General features: G+C 72.9%; 11 protein-coding genes, 1 tRNA gene and 1 rRNA gene. 3 read left to right on the forward strand and 10 right to left on the reverse strand.

The window, feature by feature from the left end:
• Nucleotides 1-11 precede the first annotated feature (11 nt).
• Genes GVL05_RS07600 through GVL05_RS07610 form a run of 3 tightly spaced genes read left to right on the forward strand, consistent with a single transcriptional unit; the run spans nt 12 to nt 3,645 of the window.
• Nucleotides 12-926 (forward strand): beta-1,6-N-acetylglucosaminyltransferase, encoded by a 915-nt coding sequence (locus GVL05_RS07600; protein ID WP_159572596.1) that lies wholly within the window; start codon nt 12-14, stop codon nt 924-926.
• Entirely contained in the window at nt 923-2,467 is a 1,545-nt protein-coding gene (locus GVL05_RS07605) for a lipopolysaccharide biosynthesis protein (RefSeq protein ID WP_159572598.1), read from the forward strand. Before GVL05_RS07600 ends, GVL05_RS07605 begins: the two co-directional genes overlap by 4 nt.
• Nucleotides 2,464-3,645: a glycosyltransferase family 4 protein gene (locus tag GVL05_RS07610; protein ID WP_159572600.1), complete on the forward strand. Its 1,182-nt coding sequence runs from the start codon at nt 2,464-2,466 to the stop codon at nt 3,643-3,645. The genes GVL05_RS07605 and GVL05_RS07610 overlap by 4 nt, the downstream gene beginning before the upstream one ends.
• A 45-nt stretch (nt 3,646-3,690) precedes the next feature.
• On the opposite strand, the gene GVL05_RS07615 is transcribed toward GVL05_RS07610, so the two are convergent.
• The 10 genes from GVL05_RS07615 to rrf all read right to left on the reverse strand — a co-directional run bounded on the left by GVL05_RS07615 (nt 3,691) and on the right by rrf (nt 18,502).
• Entirely contained in the window at nt 3,691-4,698 is a 1,008-nt protein-coding gene (locus GVL05_RS07615; protein ID WP_235035898.1) for a glycoside hydrolase family 16 protein, read from the reverse strand.
• Nucleotides 4,695-6,689, reverse strand: a complete 1,995-nt coding sequence (locus GVL05_RS07620; RefSeq protein ID WP_159572604.1) for a PIG-L family deacetylase — start codon at nt 6,687-6,689, stop codon at nt 4,695-4,697. The genes GVL05_RS07615 and GVL05_RS07620 overlap by 4 nt, the downstream gene beginning before the upstream one ends.
• A complete protein-coding gene (locus GVL05_RS07625) occupies nt 6,676-10,227 on the reverse strand; it encodes a glycosyltransferase (RefSeq protein ID WP_159572606.1) in 3,552 nt (1,183 codons plus the stop codon). The genes GVL05_RS07620 and GVL05_RS07625 overlap by 14 nt, the downstream gene beginning before the upstream one ends.
• Entirely contained in the window at nt 10,224-11,186 is a 963-nt protein-coding gene (locus tag GVL05_RS07630) for a glycosyltransferase family 2 protein (protein WP_123294830.1), read from the reverse strand. Before GVL05_RS07630 ends, GVL05_RS07625 begins: the two co-directional genes overlap by 4 nt.
• A complete protein-coding gene (locus GVL05_RS07635; protein WP_159572608.1) occupies nt 11,183-12,109 on the reverse strand; it encodes a glycosyltransferase family 2 protein in 927 nt (308 codons plus the stop codon). Before GVL05_RS07635 ends, GVL05_RS07630 begins: the two co-directional genes overlap by 4 nt.
• A 426-nt stretch (nt 12,110-12,535) precedes the next feature.
• Nucleotides 12,536-15,331: an alpha/beta fold hydrolase gene (locus tag GVL05_RS07640; protein ID WP_159572610.1), complete on the reverse strand. Its 2,796-nt coding sequence runs from the start codon at nt 15,329-15,331 to the stop codon at nt 12,536-12,538.
• A 339-nt stretch (nt 15,332-15,670) separates the two neighbouring features.
• A tRNA-Gln gene (locus GVL05_RS07645) sits at nt 15,671-15,742 on the reverse strand.
• Between the two features lie 45 nt (nt 15,743-15,787).
• The gene (locus GVL05_RS07650; protein ID WP_159572612.1) at nt 15,788-16,786 is read right to left on the reverse strand and encodes an NAD(P)/FAD-dependent oxidoreductase; all 999 of its coding nucleotides are present in this window, start codon (nt 16,784-16,786) and stop codon (nt 15,788-15,790) included.
• A 10-nt stretch (nt 16,787-16,796) separates the two neighbouring features.
• Entirely contained in the window at nt 16,797-18,284 is a 1,488-nt protein-coding gene (gene gltX / locus GVL05_RS07655) for a glutamate--tRNA ligase (RefSeq protein WP_159572614.1), read from the reverse strand.
• Nucleotides 18,285-18,385: 101 nt separating this feature from the next.
• A 5S ribosomal RNA gene (rrf, locus tag GVL05_RS07660) occupies nt 18,386-18,502 on the reverse strand.
• Nucleotides 18,503-18,505 lie beyond the last annotated feature (3 nt).

The following is an 18,505-nucleotide window of genomic DNA, read 5'->3' on the forward strand; positions in this document are numbered from 1 at the left end:
GCGTCGCGGACATGGCCATCACTCCCACGCCACTCGCGTGCATCGTCCTCGCCCACGAGGACCCGACGCACGTCCGTCGGCTCGTGGCGGCGCTCGACCCGTTCCCGGTGTTCCTGCACTGCGACGCGAGCACCGACGACGACGTCTTCGAGGCGATGACCGCTGGCCTGCCCGAACGGGTGCACGTGCTGCCGCGGATGCGCACCGGGTGGGCGAAGTGGGAGAACGTCGCGGCCGAGGTCGCCGGCTACCGTGCTGCCCTGGCGCAGACCGACGCCACGCACGTGGCGCTGCTGACCGGCAGCGACTACCCGTTGGCCGACGCCGACGAGATCTCGGCGCTCCTGACGGCGAACCCCGGGCGGTCGTTCGTCGAGGCGAAGCCGCTCCCGCACCCCGCGTGGGGTCGCGACGGCGGTCGGTCGCGCGTGCGGTTCCGGCACTGGGCGTGGCGGAAGCACATGCTGCGTCTGCCGGTCCCCCGTCGGGTCCCGCGTGACGTCGTGTTCGGCGGCGGCTCGCAGCTCAAGGTCCTGGCCCGGCACCACGCGCAGGGGGTCGTCGACGTGTTCGACGGGCGCCCCGACCTGGTGGCGTTCTGGGAGCGGGTGTGGATCGGCGACGAGACCTTCGTGCCGTCGGTCCTGCTGACCCCGGCGTTCACCCCGGACTTCGCGGACGCCCACGCGGGGCAGCCGCTCTGGTGGATCGGGTGGGACGGCACGAAGCAGAAGAGCCCGCCGTGGCTCGGGATCGAGGACGCCGGCCGGGTGCTGGAGCGTCGTACCGCGGCTGACCAGTCGACCCCGTACGTGTTCGCCCGGAAGTTCTCGACGTCCCGGAGCACCGACCTGCTCGACGTGGTCGACGCGACCTTCGGGCTCCGCACGTCCGCCGACGACCAGCCGGTGGTGGTGGCGCAGTGACCGTCCCCCAGACCCGACGCGAGGCGCGTGCGGCCGAGGCGGCTGCGCTGGCGGCACAGCCCGACGACGACGAGCTCGAGGCGTCCGTGCAGCCTGCGGCCCCCGGCGCGCTGTCCACCGACACGGACTCGATCGCCGTCGCACGCGGCTCGTCCGTCCTGTTCGGCCGGGGCCTGCTGTACGTGGTCGTCTGGTCGATGCAGCTCGTCGTGAGCTCGCTGATCTCCCCCGTGCTCGCGCACCTGATGCCACCGGCCGAGTTCGGCGTGCTGGCCTCGGCGATCGCGCTGTACCAGGCCCTGGTGGTCGTGGCCGTCTGCGGCATCGACCAGGCGTCGGTGCTGCAGCGCGCCGAGGACGGCGACGACCGGCGTGCCCGGGGCCTGATGTTCGTCGGCATGGTCACCGCGGTCACCGTCACCGTGTTCGCCCTGGTGTCGATCCCGCTCTGGGGCGACGCCGCGGGCTTCGTCGACCAGCACCCCCTGCTGCTGGTCGCCGTGCTCTGGACCGGGCCCGCCGCGATCGTGCAGCTGTCCCTCGCGCTGCTCGTCGCCCAGGACCGCATCCGCGTGTTCGCCGTGACGAGCCTGCTGTCGTCCGTCGGCGGGTCGATCATCGGTCTCGGGCTCCTCGCCGCCGTGCACGCTGACGCGACCACGTACGCGTGGGGTGGGGTCGTGGCGCAGGGTGCCGCGATGGTCATCGGCATCATCGCCACGAAGCCGCGGTTCCGCGGGCTCTTCGACCACCGCACCACGGTCCGGGCGTTCAAGCTCGGTGTCCCGATCGCGCTCGGCAGCCTGTCGTACTTCGTCCTGAACGCCGGTGACCGGCTCGTCGTGCAGCGTCTGCTCGGTGCCGACGAGGTCGCCCGCTACCAGATCGCCTACGTCGTCGGCTCCGCGGTCATCCTGCTGCTGACCTTCACGAACCAGGCCTGGGCGCCGCACTTCGCCGCCCTCCGCGACGCCGTGGCCCGCCGCCGGCTCGCCATGCACGCCCGGGACGAGCTCTACATGCTCCTCGCCCCCGTGCTCGTCGCCGTCACCCTCGTGTCGCCCGTGGCGCTGCCGATCCTGGCCCCGGCGTCGTACCGGGTCGACTCCCTCACCGTCGTCGTCTTCGTGGTCGCCCTGACCGCGTTCCCGGTGGTCGCGAGCGGTGCGACCGGCCGGCTCCTGCTGGTCGAGCGCCGCGGCGTGACGGTCGGCGTCATCGGCGCCGTCGCCGGTGTCGTGAACATCGCCGCGAACCTGGTGCTGGTGCCCCTGACCGGCATCGTCGGCGCGGGCATCGCCACGGTCATCGCCTACGCCATCCTCGCCGCACTGCAGCAGGCGTCCCTGCCGGACCGCCGTGAGTGGCGCGGCCCCCGACGCCGAGTGCTGCTCGCCATCGCGATCGCGATCGTCGTCGCCGCGGCCTCGCTCCTCCCGCCGCAGGACCTGGCATGGAACATCGTGCGCATCGTCGGCGTCGCCGCGTGTCTGCCCTGGTTCTTCCGCCGCCTGAAACTCGCTCGCGGAGGATCCGCATGACCCGTTCCACCCCCCGTCCGCTGCGTGTCGTCGTCGCCACCAACGGACTCGCCATCACCGGCGGTGTCGAACGATGCGTCGTCGAGGACGTCGGCGAGCTCGTCGCGGCCGGCCACGACGTCGAGGTGTGGCACCGCGCCGGTCCGGACGGCGACCCGGACGAGGGCCGCGCGGTGTTCGACCGGCTCGGTGTCCGACTGCGGCACGCCCGCGACTACCGCTTCGGCATCCGGACCGCCCCGACGGACGTGTTCCGCTTCGTCCGTGAGGGCCTGCGCCTCCGCCGCTCACGCCCGGACGTGCTGTGGCTGAACCGTCCGGAGTTCCTGCCGTGGGGCCGCGTCGTGTCCTTCGTGTCCGGCGTCCCCCTGGCCGTGCACCTGCACCACGCCCCGAACTACCGTCGGCTCGGCCCGTTCGCCGGCGGCCGGACCCGGTACCTCGCGGTCTCGGCGGCGATGGCCCGTGCGTGGACCGCCGTCGGTGCCCCGCCGGACCGCGTCGACGTGGTCCCGAACGGCGTCGACACCGCGGCGTTCCCCGCCGCCACGCCGGCGAGCACACGCCGAGCACGCGCTGCGCTCGGCCTCGACCAGGACCGCCCCGTGGTGCTCTACTACGGGCGGCTCACGCGGTCGAAGGGCGTCCTGGCCCTCCTGGAGGCGTGGGGTCGCGTCCACGCGTCGGCCCGCGTCCTCGTCGGGCCCGGCACACCGCCCGCCCCGGCTCCGGTGCTCGTCCTGGCGGGTGCGCTGTACCCACAGGACGCCCCCGCCGTGCACCGCGCGATCGCCGCGTTGCCCGAGGGATCCGTCGTCGTGGTGCCCGAGCGCGACGACGTCGTCCCCCTGCTGCACGCCGCCGACGTCGTGGTGGCACCCTCCATCGAGCCCGAGGGGTTCGGCCGCGTGGTCGTCGAGGCGATGTCCACCGGACGCCCCGTCGTCGCGGCGGCGTCGGGCGGCACCGCCGAGATCCTCAGCGGCGAGTGGACGCGGTTCACCGTCGACCCCACCGAGACCGCCGCGCTGGCCGACAAGGTCCTCGAGGCGCTGCACGCGGCCGGGACCGAACCGGGACTCGCGGACCGGTGCCGCGCCTGGGTGCGGGACCGCTACGGCCGGGAGCGGCACGTCGCGGCGCTGCTCCGGGCGCTCGGTGCGCACGCGAAGCACTGACGGACGATGACGACCGAGCGGTGCCGACGACGACGTCGGCACCGCTCAGTCGTTCGGGTCCGTCGTCGCGGTGTCGTCCGGCAGCGACGCGCTCGGCGCGGCACCGTCCGCCGGCACGTCGATCGTCATCCAGTCGATGAGGAGCGACCCGACGGCGTCCGCCGGTGGGTTCCCGTCGTTCGACCCGGCCTGCACCACGAGGTGCATCCGAGCGGTCGGGATGTTCTCCGTGGTCGTGCCGACGACCTCGTCGTCGACCAAGAACGACATCCGGTCGGCGGTCCACTCGATCGTGTACGTGTGCCAGTCCTTCAGCGACGCCTCGGTCTGCTGGTGGATGCACTTCTCGGCGGGGTCGGCCAGGCAGTGCACGTTCAGCCAGGCGGGCGCACCGAGCGCTCCCTCGGGGAAGTCGATCTCACCGTCCGACCACAGGTTCTCGTCGCTCCACAGCAGCACGGCGACGCCGTAGCCGTCGACCTCGTCGCTGCGCATCCGGATGCTGTACCGGCCGGCGGTCTGCCCGCCCCACTCGCCGTCGACGAGCGGCACGACACCGCCCGCCAGCGGCACCCCGGCGCGCGTGGTCCGCAGGCGCACGTCGAGCACGCCGTCGTGCGTCGACAGGGTGGACGCCTGGTAGCGCCCCGTCCCCGCGGTGTCGGCGAACCCGTGGTACGCGACGAACCGGTCCGAGTACCGGGACTCGAAGGTCCGGTTCGTGGCGGCGTCGGCGAAGTCCTCGCCGAACACCCGGGTCCACCCCTCGGGCTCGGAGCTCGGCATCGAGACGCCGCTCGGGTCGTCGAGGGTCACGTCGTCACCGTTCGCCGTCGTGGTCGCGGTCGTGGTGCCGGCGACGATGCCGGCAGCCACGAGCAGGGCGCCGGCCGCGAGCGCGGTCCGGCGGGTGCCGGGGCGCCGCGGCGGTCGGTGCCGGGACAGGCCGCGACCGTGTGCCGGTGGGGCGCCGTGGGCGGATGCCGCGTCGTCGGCGACGTGTTCCGACCACGTGGGGCGGGCCTCCTGGCCGTCACCCTGCTCGTCGGTCACCCGGTCGTCCACGCGCGGATCTCGGAGAGTCCGACGTTGCCGGTGCTGTTCGAGACGCCCGTCACCGTGAACCGCACCCAGGTGACGTCACGCGGGGTGAAGTCGACCGTCAGGGCGTCGCCGCCGTTCGGCAGGGTGCCCACCGCGACCTGGCTGCCGTCCGAGAACGTCAGGGTGCCGCTGGTGACCTGGTCCGAGCTGTTCGGGCGGTCGTTCAGGACGATCCGACCGAGGTGCTGCGAGGCGGCCCAGTCCAGCTGGATCCACACCCCGGTCCGGCCCCACGGGGCGACCCACTCGGCCGTCGGGTTGTCGGGGTAGCCCGACACGAGGCCGTCGACGGCCTTCGCGACGGTCTGCCCGGTGGACTGGTCGTCCCACGCGGCGGTCGGGGTGGCCGACCCGGTGACGTCCGACAGCGTCGGCGTCGGCGTCGGCGTCGGGGTCGGCGTCGGCGTCGGCGTCGGCGTCGGGGTGGGCGTCGGCGTGGTGTCCGCCGGCCGGAACGCCCGGATCTCGGCGAGGCCGACGTTCCGGGTCGTGCTGCTCACGGAACCGACCGTGAACCGCACCCAGGTGACCTGGCGGGCGCTGAACGCGACACGCTGCACGGCTCCCCCGTTGTCGAGCGACGGGACGGCGACGCTGGTGCCGTCGGAGAACGTCAGCGTGCCGCCGGTCACCTGGTCGTCGCTGTTCGGCCGGTCGGCCAGGTCGATCTCCTGCAGGGTGGTTCCCGCGGACCAGTTCAGCTGGATCCACGTGCCCGCTCGGCCACCGGGCGCCGCCCACTCGGCCGTCGGGGCGTCCGGGTAGCCGCTCACGACGCCGTCGACGGCCTTCACGGCGGTCTGACCGTCGGCCGGGTTCTCGGCGCTCGCGGTGACGGTCGCGCCGGCGGTGACGTCGGTGCCCTGCGAGGTCGGCGGGTCCGTCGGGGGCTGGGCCGACGAGCCGACGGCGTACTGCCGGCTCAGCCAGGAGCCCTCCGGGCGCGACGCGCAGGCGGAGGTGGAACCACAGGTCTCACCGTCGTACGCGGCGTAGGCGAAGAAGGCGGCGGCCTTCGCGGCCGTCTGCGCGGAGCTCAGGTTCGACGGGCGGTCCGCGATCGGGTACCCGAGGTAGCCCGTGAACGTGTGCGTCGCCGTGTAGGCGGACTGCGCCTGGTCGGCGAGGTACGCGACGGTGTGGTGGTCGCTGTGGTCGCCGTCGCCGTACGTGCCGCCGTGGTCGAGCGTGTGGATCTCGGTCGGCGCGTACCCGGTGACGAGCCCGGAGAACGTCGCGCGCAGGTCGGTCAGCGAGAAGGAGGTCGGTTGGGCTGCCCCGGCGACGGTGTGGATCGTGGAGATCTGACCCTCGTAGAGCTTCTCCAGGCTCTCGCCGCCCGTGGCCGCGAAGCCGGAGCCGTCGATGTTGCCGTCCGGCAGCTCGAGGAACACCAGGCTGAGCCGCGGGGCCGTCGCCAGGGTCGCCGTGCGCAGCGTGTGGCCGGCGACCGAGAGCTGCCCGGCGGTCCAGTTCGACGAGACGCCGGCGATCGACGCGTACGACGCCATCAACCCGTTCTCGCGGGACTGCCAGTACCAGGCGGGCTTGCCGGCGTCACCGGCGGTGACGATGACCGAGCGGACGCACTTGCCGGCGTCGATGTCGGCGCGGAGCTCGGTTCCGGAGAACAGCAGGTCGTCGTCGGCGTGCGCCACCATCGTGAGGACCCGGCCGGCGCTGCAGTCGGCGTTCGCGGCGGCCGTGCCACCCGTCGGTGTGCTGCTGGGCGTCGGCGTCGGTGTGGGCGTCGGCGTACTGGTCGGCGTGCTCGGCGGCGGTGTCTTCCGACCTCGTGCGTCGGCGGACATCGCACCGCCGGGTCCGGCGATGACGGCGACGACGACCGCCAGGACCCCCAGGACCGCCGCGGCGGACGCGGCGCGCGTGCGCCACGTCCGCCGGGAGGCCCGGGCCGTGCGTTCCTCAGTTCGTCGCATGCGCCAGCCCAGCCGGGGTCAGTTCGTAGACGGCGGTGGTGCCGGAGCCGAAGACGCGCTTCCAGTAGGGCGAGTCGGCCATCGCGGCCGCGAGCTCCTGGTAGTCGGCGTCGGTCTGGTACCCGTACCGCTCGTCGTAGGCGCCGAAGGGCTCGGCGACCAGTGCGTAGTACTTCGTCGCCGGCCAGTCCAGGACGAGCTGGCGGGTCATCGTGGACACGTCGGCCTCGGCGTCGTAGCCCTCCGGCTCCGGGTACGCCCCGAGGACCTCGCGGGACAACGCCCCGACGTCGAAGTAGCGTGCGCCGGTGTTGCTCGGGACGGCGTTCGCCGAACCGGTCAGCAGCATCATGGAGCCCTTCGGCGCGGTCGCGTCGTAGAACTGCGTCGCCGCCGACTGGCTGCGCGTCGGGACGCGGTTCCAGTCGAGGGCGGTCTGACCGAACGCGCCGATGCCGACCATCGCGGCGACCGCGGCCGCAGCGACGACGACCTTGACCGCCGTGGGCTGCACCGCACGGGTGACGAGTCGACCGACGGGAGCCAGCCGGCCGCTGGGCATCGGGAGCCCCGCCGCCAGGATCGCGATCCACGGTGTCGCGAACAGCACGACGCGGAAGATGCCCTCCTGGCCGTAGTTCGTCGCGACGAGCAGCGAGATCGGGCTCGCTGCCGTGGCCAGCAGTCCCCAGTGCACGCGGTCGCGGCGCATCAGCACGGTGATCACGGCGACGAGGCCGAGGACCACGAGGGCCGCCGCGGGGATGTCGAACGCGAGCCGTGTGACGAGCGGCTTCGGCAGGACCGTCATGTCGTGCGACGGCGGCTGCACGTTGTCGAGCACCTTGCCGACGGCTCCCAGGGACAGGAACTTGCCGAGGATGTCGTCGTTCAGCAGGGCGAAGCCGACGGCGGGGACGAGCACCACGACGGGCAGCCACCAGGGGCGGAGCAGTCGGAACACGATGAGCGTCACGAGTGCGGCGACCGTCAGGTACGGCGAGATCTGGTGGGTGACGACCAGCACGATGCCGATCAGCGTGATGGCGATGATCCGGGACAGGCCGACGCGGCGGGCCCGCAGGATCGTCGAGCGGACGCCGTCGGCGGCGGTCACCGCGGTGCGTCGCAGCGGGCCGACGGCCAGCACGAGGATCACCAGGGACATCAGGATGCCCACCGACTGCGGCGAGAAGTACGTCGTGTTGAGCGAGCCGGTCATCGCGGTCAGGAACGCGGCGATCCAGGGGCGACGGTTGCCCGGCAGCCAGTTGGCGGCCAGGACCCCGACGGCGATCGTCGTGCTGAAGGCCAGCAGGACGGGGACCCACGCGGCGATGGTCATCGCGTTGTCGATCCCGCCGACGTCCGCGACCCAGGCGCCGCCGGCGAACAGGCCGGACCACGTCTGGAAGATGTCGGCGGCCGGGTTCGTCGAACCCCAGCGGCGGATGTACTCGAGCACGCCGATGTGGCGAGCGGCCGCCATCACGGTGGGCATGCCGTAGGTGATGGCCTGTGCGAGCTGGATCGACCCGCCGAGCACGACGACCGGGATCGCGAGTCCGCGACCGCGCACCAGGGCGACGACGGCAGCGGCGACGACGAGCGCCAGTCCGATGACCAGGGCCGGGCCGAGCGACCCGAACAGCCCGTCCGGCACCGGGTCGCCGATGTGCGCGAGCGCGGCGACGACGATGACGAGCAGGCCGACGACCGAGCCGGCGGTGACGGTGTGGGTGGTGGTCCAGCGACGGGCCGTGGCGCCCTCGGCGGCCGGCTCGAGGCGGGCGCGCTGCAGTTCGGCGACGTCACGTGGCACGGCGATCGCGAGGGCGACGGCGGTGAGCACGACGACCCCGACGAACGGCGCCGTGGGGTTCCAGAGCTGGAACGTCGCCATCGTGTAGCCGATGCCGATCGTGCCGACGAGCGACGCCGTGACCGCGAAGACGCTGAAGCGTGCCAGCGGCATCGGGCGGACGAGCAGCAGGGGTGCGACGCCGAGCAGCGCGAACAGGTACACGCCGATCGCACTCCCCCGCAGTACCGGGAGTCCGGCGATCGCGGCGACCCCGGCGACGAGGAGCGTCAGGACGACGATCGCCGCTGCGGTGAGTCGTGCGATCGGGCTCATCGCGTCCACCGCGAGCGGGCGGGCGGGACCGGCCGAGGCCAGACCGTGCCGGAGCTCGTGGCGACCGCGGGCGTTCCGGTCGATCGTGCCACCACCACGCAGTCGTTCGACGAGCGCCAGGAACGGCGCCGTCAGGACCGAGCGCTGCTCGACCCCGCGCAGCCGCCGCTGGGTGGCGGCGAACTCGGCGTCGACCGCGTCGGGCACGCGGTCCGCGTCACCGGGCTGGTCGCCGGCGATGTCCGTCGCACGGTCGCCCTGCTCGAGGCCGAGTCGTGCGAAGGCGCTGAGCGCCTCGGGCGCTGCGTCCACCGATGCGGTGAGCGACTCGCGGTCGATGGCGTTCTTGGTCATCCAGGCTCCGAGTCCGTGGCCGTGCGCGGCTGCAGCGGCGCGGAGCGACGCGACGTCGTCCGCCGATCGCTGCCACGCGATGGCGGCCGGTTCGACGGCGATCGCGGATCCGGCGAACAGCAGTCGTGTGAAGAGGTCGAGGTCGTCGCCGGCACCGACGCGGGTGCCCGGTCCGAAGGCGGTGTCGAAGCCGCCGATCCGGAGCGCGGTCGCGCGGTGCACGGCGAGGTTGTCACCGGTGCCGTAGGCAGCGGCGGCGAAGGGGTGGTGCGGGGGCGCGTCGTCGGTGTCGTCGAGGCGGAACACCCGACGGCGGACGGTGCGGCCAGCTGCGGTGCGGTCGTCGTGCCAGCGCTGCGCGGGGGTGCGCAGTTCGGCGCTGGGGACGAGCCCGGTGACGCAGGCGACGTCGGGGTCCGCGGCGAAGGCGGTGGCCAACGCGGCGACCCAGTCACCGTCCACGACGGCGCCTTCGGCAACGAACGCGACGACCTCGCCGCTCGCGGCGAGGAGTCCGGCGTTGCGGGCGGCGGCGAGGCCACCGGTCGGCGCGGCGATCGTGGTGACGCTTCGCCCGCCGATCTCGACCGTCGCGGTGCCGCTGTCGTCGGCGCCGTGCGAGACGACGACGACGTCGAAGTCGGGGTACTCGTTGGCGAGCACCGACCGCATGGTGGTGCCAGCGGCCCCGTCCGTGCAGAGCACCACGGTGACGGACGGCAGCACCAGACCTGCTGCCGGCCGACGCTCGGGCACCGGCATCGGCCGGATCGCGCGCTGGAGGGTGCGGACGTCGATGGTCCCGCCGATGCGGCGACGCTCGGTGATGTCCGCCTCGACGAAGCCGAGCGGCTCGCCGTGGTCGCGGACGAGCAGTCGAGCGCGCCGGTAGCCCGCGGCACCCTCGAGTGCGACCACGTCACGGTGGCTGGACGCGTGCACGTCGGCGCGGTCGACCTCGCCGACCCACAGGGCGCCGTCCCACGTCGGGGACAGCGGCCCGGTCACGATCGGCGAGATGACCATCGCCAGGGTCGCGCGGGTCACCGCGTCCCCACCGGCTGGGGGACGGGGGCGGCCGCCGGGGTGCGGACGACGACGCCGCCGAGGACACGACCGACGGCGTAGCCCGTGACGGTCGACGCGACGGAGAGCACGATCGCGAAGGCACGCAGGGCACCGCCACGACCGATGTGGCGCAGTTCGCGCAACACCGCTCCGGGGATGACCTTCGTCAGGTACGTCGACTCGCTGGCGAGCGAGTCACCCGTGCCGACGCGACGGCTCAGGACGGCCTTCGAGATGCCCTCGTAGTAGCTGCGACGGCGCAGGTAGCGCATCGTCACGCGGTCCGGGGAGACCCGGTGCGAGACGTTCGAGCGCGGTTCGTGGCGGATGCGCGCACCCGGACGGGCCTGGGCGATGCGGATGCAGAGTTCGGTCTCCTCGCAGCCGAGCGGCTGGTTGCCGACGCGGCCGATGCCGGAGCGGAACCCGCCGGCGAGCATGATCGCGTCACGGCGGAACGCCATGCTCGAGCCGATGACGTTGCGCACGTCGCCGGGGGTCTCGGGCAGGCCGCGGTAGGAGCAGCCGACGATCCAGAGGAGTTCGTCGGCGTACGGGCCGGCACCGGTGGCGGTGGGCCAGGACGGTGTGGCCCGGCCGCCGACGCCGACGACGTCCGGGTCCTCGAGGGCGGTGAGCATGTGGCCGAGCCAGTCCGGGTCGGCGGTCGCGTCGTCGTCCAGGAACGCGACGACGTCGGCGTCGGTGAGGGCGACGCCCGTGTTGCGGGCACCGGACAGGCCGCGGTCCTCGGTGTTCGGGACGACGCGGAGCTCGGGCCAGCGCGCCGCGGCGCGGGCGAGGAGCTCGGGTTCGTGGTCGATCACGACGACGACCTCGGGGGCCTCGGGCTGGCGCTTGGCGGACTCGACGCTGTCCTGCAGGTCGCCCCAGCGCTGCTGGGTGTAGGCGCAGATGACGACCGCGACGGTCGTCACGCGACTTCCTCCTCGAGGCTGGCGACGGCCGCGACGGGGGCGCCGTGCGGGGCGTGCGCGCCGAGCGGGGCATGCCCGGCCGCGTGGACCGGAGCGTGCGGTGCGGCGGCGTGCGGCACGGCGGCCAGCTGCTCGGCCGGCGCCACGACGCTCATCGCGGCGCGACGGACCTCGGAGCGGCCGATCGCTGCGCGACGACGCTCGTGCATGATCGACTTCAGCACCCGGATGCCGTCGGTCACGGCGTTCAGGTTGCTCGAGCCGTGCACGCGGAGCTTCTCGTGGCTGGGGACCTCGGTGATCGCGAGCTCGGCGGCCGACCAGCGGCAGGTGAGCACGGTCTCGATCTCGAACCCGTCGCCCCAGAGCATCGAGCCGTCGGACGGCTTCGGCAGCTCGGAGGACAGCAGGCCGATCTCCGGCAGGACGTCGGCCCAGAAGGCGTTGTAGCCGTAGCAGAGGTCGCTGTAGCGGGTGCCGAGGATGATGTTGCAGAGCATGTTCAGGCCACGGTTGCCCAGGTTGCGGACGATCGTGATGTCGTCACTGCCGCCGCCGAGCGAGTAGCGGGTGCCCTTCGCGACGTCGGCGCCCTCGACGAGCGCCTGCACGAAGCGCGGGATCTCGTCCGGGTCGGCGGAGCAGTCGGCGTCGAACATGACGACGACGTCGCCGGTGACGGCCTCGAACCCGCAGGCGAGGGCGTTGCCCTTGCCCTTGCGGGTCTGGTGCACGACGCGGATGTCGGGCATCACGCGCTGCGCGGTGGCGATGGTGTCGTCGACGGAGTTGCCGTCGACCAGGATCACCTCGTACACCGGCGGGAGCTTCGGCAGGATGATCTCGAGGTTTCGGGCCTCGTTCCGCGCCGGGATGACGACGGAGACCCTCGGGTCTGCAGGGCGAACGGTACGTGCGGGCATGGGCGCGGTCCTGTCGGGTCAGGGTTGCTGTCGGGTTGTGGCTCGTGTGACGAGCGGCGCGTCCTCGGATGACGCATCGACGACGGTGACCGTCGTCGGTCGAGCAGCGGGACGCGGGTACGACGCCGCCGGCTTCGCAGGTGAGTGGGTACTCTCCCCCGCGTGTCCAACCATCGTCGCGGGCTGGCAGGCGGTCAATGCGCGGTGCGGTCCATTGCGGACACTCGGCCGCGGATACGGAAACCCGCAACACCGCGCCGGCCGCGTGCCGTGGACGCAGGGGCAGACGTGACGGGAGGCGCGGTGCCAGCCCGCCCCGCGCCTCCCGTCCGCTTCCTGGTCGCGACCACCGCACCCGGTGAGCAGAAGACGTCGCCTCCGGACCGCGGAGGCGACGTCTTCTGCTCACTCGATGCGCGCAGCCGCTCAGTTCCGGGCCGCGCCCTCCGTCGCGAACGCCGCACGCAGCGCCGTCGCGAGGTCGGCCACGTGCGGTTCCCGCAGCAGCGAGCTGTGCTCGGCCGCGATCCGCACGGTCTCGGTCCGCCCGCGCAGCAGCGCGGACCAGCCGGTCGCGTCCGGGTTCGCATCGGCGAGCACGTACGTCGCCCGTCCGTGGAACGGCGTCGGGTGGTGCCGCCGGGTGACGAGCTCGGCCTGGTCGAAGAAGGCGTCGAAGTCCTTCTGCCCGCCGTGCCGCAGCACACCAGCGCTGTAGGCCCGCGCGCGCTTCGCGACGTGCTCGCCCCACGACATGCCGGACGGCATGACCCGCCGGACGGCCCCGGCGAGGCGCTGGCCGACGACACGGACGGCGGGGTTGCGGTGTTCGCGGGGCTCGAGCCGTCCGAAGTGCTTCCGGACCCCCTCGGCCCCGGTCCGCGGCAGGTAGGTGTCCAGCAGCGCGACGTGCTCGACCTGCTCGCCGCTCTCGGTGAGCAGCCGGGCGATCTCGAGCGCGATCAGCCCGCCGAGCGAGTGGCCGACCAGCAGGTACGGTCCGCGCGGCTGCACGATGCGCATCAGGGCGACGTACCGGCGGGCGCTGGCCTGGACGCTCCAGTCCGGCATGCCCCGACGCTCGAGGCCGTGCTGCTGGAACGCGTACACGTCGTGCTCGGGCAGGTAGCGGGACAACGGCAGGAACGTCAGGGCGAGCGCTCCACCGCCGGCGAAGCAGAACACCGGCGGGCGGCCGGACTCGCGCGCGCCGGACACCTTGACGACGTCGGGGTGGCTCGGCAGCGCCGTCGTGCCGCTCCGCACCCGTCGGGCGAACGCCCGGAGCGTGGGGTGCTGCAGGACGTCCGACGATCGCAGGTCGATGCCGAGACGGCTCTGCACGAGCGCGAGCATCTCCTCCGCCGACAACGAGTCCCCGCCGAGGGCCGAGAAGTCCTCGTCGAGGTGGACGCCGCGCAGGCCCAGCGCCTCGGCCCAGATCTGCCCGACCACGAGCTCCCACTGGTCGTACTCGCCCTCGACCATCTCGGTCTCGATGCTCGGCGCACCCGGCAGCTCGGCCCGGTCGACCTTGCCGCGCTCGTTCCGCGGCAGCTCGGTCATCGGCACGATCGACGCCGGCACCATGTACTCCGGCAGGCGGTCCCGCAGGGCCAGGCGCAGGGCCGCGGGCGCCGGTGTGCGCTGGCCCGGACGGCCGACGACGTACGCGACGAGGCGGGTGACGGCGGGCGGGTCGACCTGCGCGGTGACGACGGCGTCGTGCACCTCGGGGATCGCGCGGAGCGCCGCCTCGACCTCGCTCGGTTCCACGAGGTACCCGCGGACCTTGACGGCGTCGTCGGAGCGTCCGAGCAGCACGAGCCGGCCGTCCGGCTCGATCCGGGCCAGGTCGCCCTGCCGCCACGTCGGCGTGCCGTCGTCGGTGCGTCCGGCGCGCTCGGCGGTCTTCTCCGGGGCACCCCAGTACCCGGCGGTCAGGCCCTGGGAGACGATGACGAGTTCGCCGGTCTCCCCCGGGTCGGCGGGGCTGCCGTCCTCGCGCAGCACGAGCACCTGCTTGCCGGGCAGCGGCCACCCAGCGGGCACGACGCCCTCGGGCACCGGGGCACCGGGCTCCACGGGGCAGTAGGCCACGCAGCCGGTCTCGCTCGACCCGAAGGCGTTCAGCAGCAGGGTCGTCGGGTCGAGGTGCGGTCGGGCGGCGGCGATGTCGGCACCGGTCACCGCCTCGCCGGTGGTCATCAGGAAGCGGAGGCCGCCGAGCGCGGGGCCCGCCCCGGACGCCTGCGCCCCGGGTGCCGTCTGCGAGCCGACGATCGAGCGCAGCAGGTGCGGGGTGCAGACGAGGACGTTCACGCCCCCGTCGGCGAACCGTGCGAGCAGGCGTTCGACCCCGAGCTCGCGGGGTTCGAGGAGCACGACGCTGCCGCCGTTCAGCAGGGTGTCGAACGAGAACAGCAGACCGGCGGCGAACGACAGCGGCAGGACCACGCCGAGGCGGTCACCGGGTCCGGTGCCGAGGGCGACGGCGTCCTGCTCGGCGTTCGCGAGCTGCTGCCGGTGCGTCAGGACGACACCCTTCGGCATGCCCGTCGAGCCGGAGGTGAACACGATCGCGAACGCGTCGTGGCCGCCCGGGCGGGTGCCGGGCGCGTCGGCCGCTGTGTCCGTCTGCGTTTCGCTGCGCTCGGTCTCGCCGCCGGCTGTCTCGCTGCCCGCGGTCTCGTTGCCCGCGGTCTCGCCGCGTCGTTCGATCAGCTCGTCGAGTGCGTGCACCCGGCCGTCCCGGTCGGCGACGACGGTCGCCGCCAGGTCGGCGCGCGCGGCGTGCGCCACGATCTCGTCGACCCCCGCGAGCTGCGCGACGTGCCCGAGTCGCACGGCTGGCAGGTGCTCGTCGAGCACCACCACGGTGCGCCCCGCGCGGACGAGCGCCAGGATCGCGACGACGGCCTCGGTGGTCTGGCCGGCCATGACGCCGACCGGCTTCGATGCCCCACCGGCCACGGCGCCGACGCCGGCACCACTGTGGTCGTCGGGTCGGAGCTCGGCCCCGAGCACCGACGCGAGGTCGCGCGCCGCCCGGTCCGCCTCACTGAACGTGTAGGGACGGCCGTCCCCGGCAAGAGCAGCGGCGTCGCCGTGGAGCGCGACCACACGGTCCCAGCGGTCCAGCACGGAGTGGTCGTCGGCCAGCGGGATCGCGGCGCGGTGGGTCCAGTGCTCGGTCGTCGTCAGCGGGTCGGCGGAGGTCACGATGACACCTCGGATGCTCGTCGGCGGGCCGCCGCGGGTCCCGCGCCGGTCCTGCGACGGTACGTCCGACGCGGTACGGCCCACGAGCCGTGTCGCGCGGGGTGCGGGGTCACGCAACCCGACCGGGAGGCCCGGTGCACCTCCGCCAGCGTGCTCGGCCCCCGTACGGGGACGGTCCAGAGCCGGGGGCGGCCCGGGTGGGCGCGGAGCATCGTGCGGTTCCGCGCAACCTCGGAATGCGCAGTCCGGAGCCTGTGGATCGCCGATGGAGGCGATGGCGGCGCACGAGTCCGGAGACGAGAACAGCCCCCGGGGATCCCGGGGGCTGTTCTTCGAGTGCTGGGGTACCTGGACTCGAACCAAGAACGACGGTACCAGAAACCGCTGTGTTGCCAATTACACCATACCCCAAAAGGCCTGCTGGCCTGCTGTCCCCGTTGTCCGGGGCACGATCAACTACTGTACAGCATCCCGGAGGTCCACGAGACCACCCACGAGGTCTCGGTGCACTGCCGCGGCCGTCGTGGCACCGTGCCCGGCGGCGACGATGAGCTGCTCCGGCCCGGGAGGGGTCACGTCCCCCACGGCGTACAGCCCGGGAACGGTGGTCCGACCGACCCGGTCGACGACGAGGAGTCCGTGGGCATCGCGCTCCGGGGCCGTCGGCGCACCGGGCGTGTCGGCGCGCAGCCAGTCGAGGTCGGCGTGCCACGTCGGCCGGACGAACCCGCCGGTCCGCGGTTCCACGTGGCCGTCGACCAACCGGACCCCGGTCATGCCGGTCCGGTCGCCCTCGAGGTCCTCGATCACTCGTTCGTCGACCACGACACCGGCACGTGCCAGTCGGGCTCGCCCCGCGTCGTCGAGCGGGGCGACACCGTTCGTGTACACGATGAGGTCGTCGGCCCACGCCGCGATGAGCAGTGCCCGGTCCACGACGTCGTCGGTCTCGCAGATGAAGGCGAGGGGCTCCCCCGCCTTCTCGTACGCATCGCACTCGACGCAGCTGTGCACCGCGGTGCCGTAGAACGCACGGAGCATCGGCAGTGCCGGGAACTCCTCGCGCAGCCCCGTGGCGACGACGACGGACCGCGCCCGCGCGTCCACCTCGGCACCACGCCACGTCCCGTGCAGCCGCCAGCCGTCGGCGTCGGGGGTCACCAGGTCGACCACGGCCTGCACGATCGTCGCCTCGGGGTACTCCTCGACCTCGGCGCGACCGAGCTTCCGGAGCTCGAGCGGGGAGATCCCGTCACGCGTCAGGAAGCCGTGCGAGCGCAGGGTCGCGGCGTTGCGTGGCCGGTTCGCGTCGACGAGGAGCACCGTGCGCTTCGCCCGCACCAGGTTGAGCGCAGCGCTCAAGCCGGCCGGCCCGGCGCCGATGACCGCGACGTCGTGGACGACCGGGGTACTCGGCGCGTCGGTGGGTCCTGCAGCGCTTCCCGCGGTGCTCATCGTTCGCCGTTCAGCGGGCCGCGAGGGTGCGGAGCCGCGTCAGGGTGGACTCCTTGCCGAGGATCTCCATCGACTCGAAGAGCGGCGGGCTGATCCGGCGTCCGGACACCCCCACGCGCAGCGGACCGAAGGCGACCCGGGGCTTCAGCCCGAGGTCGTCGATGAGCGCCGTGCGGAGGGCACCCTCGATCGCCTCGGTGCGCCAGTCGTCGAGCTGCTCGAGCGCCGCGATGCCGGCCGTGAGCACGGCGCCGGTGTCGCCCTTGAGCGATGCCAGTGCGTCGTCCTCGACCACCAAGTCGGCGTCGGCGGTGAACAGGAACCCGAGCATCGCCGGGGCCTCACCGAGCAGCTGCATGCGCTCCTGGACGAGCGGCGCCGCCTTCGTCAGGACCTCGGTCTGCTCCGCGGTCGGCGGGTCGGCCACGAGGTCGGTCAGGTACGGCAGGAGCCGGGAGCGGAAGTCCGACGGCTCGAGCAACCGGATGTGGTCGCCGTTGATCGCCTCGGCCTTCTTGTGGTCGAAGCGCGCCGGGTTCGGGTTGACGTCGGTGACGTCGAACCTCGCCACCATCTCGTCGATCGAGAAGACGTCGCGGTCGGCGCCGATCGACCACCCCAGCAGGGCCAGGTAGTTGACGAGCCCCTCGGGGATCATGCCGGCGTCGCGGTGGTGGAACAGGTTCGCCTCGGGGTCGCGCTTCGAGAGCTTCTTGTTGCCCTCGCCCATGACGTACGGCAGGTGACCGAACACCGGGATCGCCGGTGCGAGCCCGATCTCGTACAGCGCCTCGTACAGGGCGATCTGCCGCGGGGTCGACGACAGCAGGTCCTCGCCGCGCAGGACGTGCGTGATGCCCATCAGGGCGTCGTCCACCGGGTTCGTGAACGTGTACAGCGGCTTGCCGTTCGGCCGGACGACCACGAAGTCCGGGAACGTCCCCTGCTTGAAGGTGATCTCGCCACGGACGAGGTCGTCGAAGCTCAGGTCACGGTCCGGGACCCGGAGTCGCAGCGCCGGCTCGCGGCCCTGGTCGCGGAACGCCTGACGCTCGTCGTCGGACAGGTCCCGCTCGTGGTTGTCGTAGCCCTGCTTCGGATCGCGCCCGGCAGCCTTGTTGCGGGCCTCCATCTCCTCGGGCGTGACGAAGGACTCGTAGATGTGCCCGGACGCCTTGAGCTTCGCGATGACGTCGTCGTAGATCGCGGTCCGCTCCGACTGCCGGTACGGTCCGTGCTCACCGCCGGCGTCGACGCCCTCGTCCCAGTCCAGCCGGAGCCAGCGCAGGCCGTCGAGGATCTGCAGGTAGGACTCTTCGCTGTCCCGCGCGGCGTCGGTGTCCTCGATGCGGAACACGAGCTTGCCGCCGGTGTGGCGTGCGTACGCCCAGTTGAAGAGCGCCGTGCGGATGAGCCCCACGTGCGGGGTCCCCGTCGGGCTCGGGCAGAAACGGACGCGGATCTCGGACCCGGAAGCAGTGGTGAATGGCGCAGTCATGACCCGCCAATGCTACCGTCACGCCCTGCTCGAGAGCCCCCGTGAACGCAGAAAACCCCTGACCAGTGCTGGTCAGGGGTTCCCTGGTGTTGCAACGTTAAGTCCGGCGGCGTCCTACTCTCCCACAAGGTCCCCCTTGCAGTACCATCGGCGCTGAGAGGCTTAGCTTCCGGGTTCGGAATGTGACCGGGCGTTTCCCTCTCGCTATGACCACCGGAACA

The sequence above is a fragment of the Curtobacterium sp. 18060 genome (assembly GCF_902706105.1).
GTDB lineage: Bacteria > Actinomycetota > Actinomycetes > Actinomycetales > Microbacteriaceae > Curtobacterium.

Bases quoted from the DNA above. Each gene is read 5' to 3' on its own strand.
- GVL05_RS07620 (WP_159572604.1), bottom strand. From the start codon at position 6,689: ATGCGACGAACTGAGGAACGCACGGCCCGGGCCTCCCGGCGGACGTGG.
- gltX (WP_159572614.1), bottom strand. From the start codon at position 18,284: ATGACTGCGCCATTCACCACTGCTTCCGGGTCCGAGATCCGCGTCCGT.
- GVL05_RS07600 (WP_159572596.1), top strand. From the start codon at position 12: ATGGCCATCACTCCCACGCCACTCGCGTGCATCGTCCTCGCCCACGAG.
- GVL05_RS07635 (WP_159572608.1), bottom strand. From the start codon at position 12,109: ATGCCCGCACGTACCGTTCGCCCTGCAGACCCGAGGGTCTCCGTCGTC.
- GVL05_RS07610 (WP_159572600.1), top strand. From the start codon at position 2,464: ATGACCCGTTCCACCCCCCGTCCGCTGCGTGTCGTCGTCGCCACCAAC.
- GVL05_RS07650 (WP_159572612.1), bottom strand. From the start codon at position 16,786: ATGAGCACCGCGGGAAGCGCTGCAGGACCCACCGACGCGCCGAGTACC.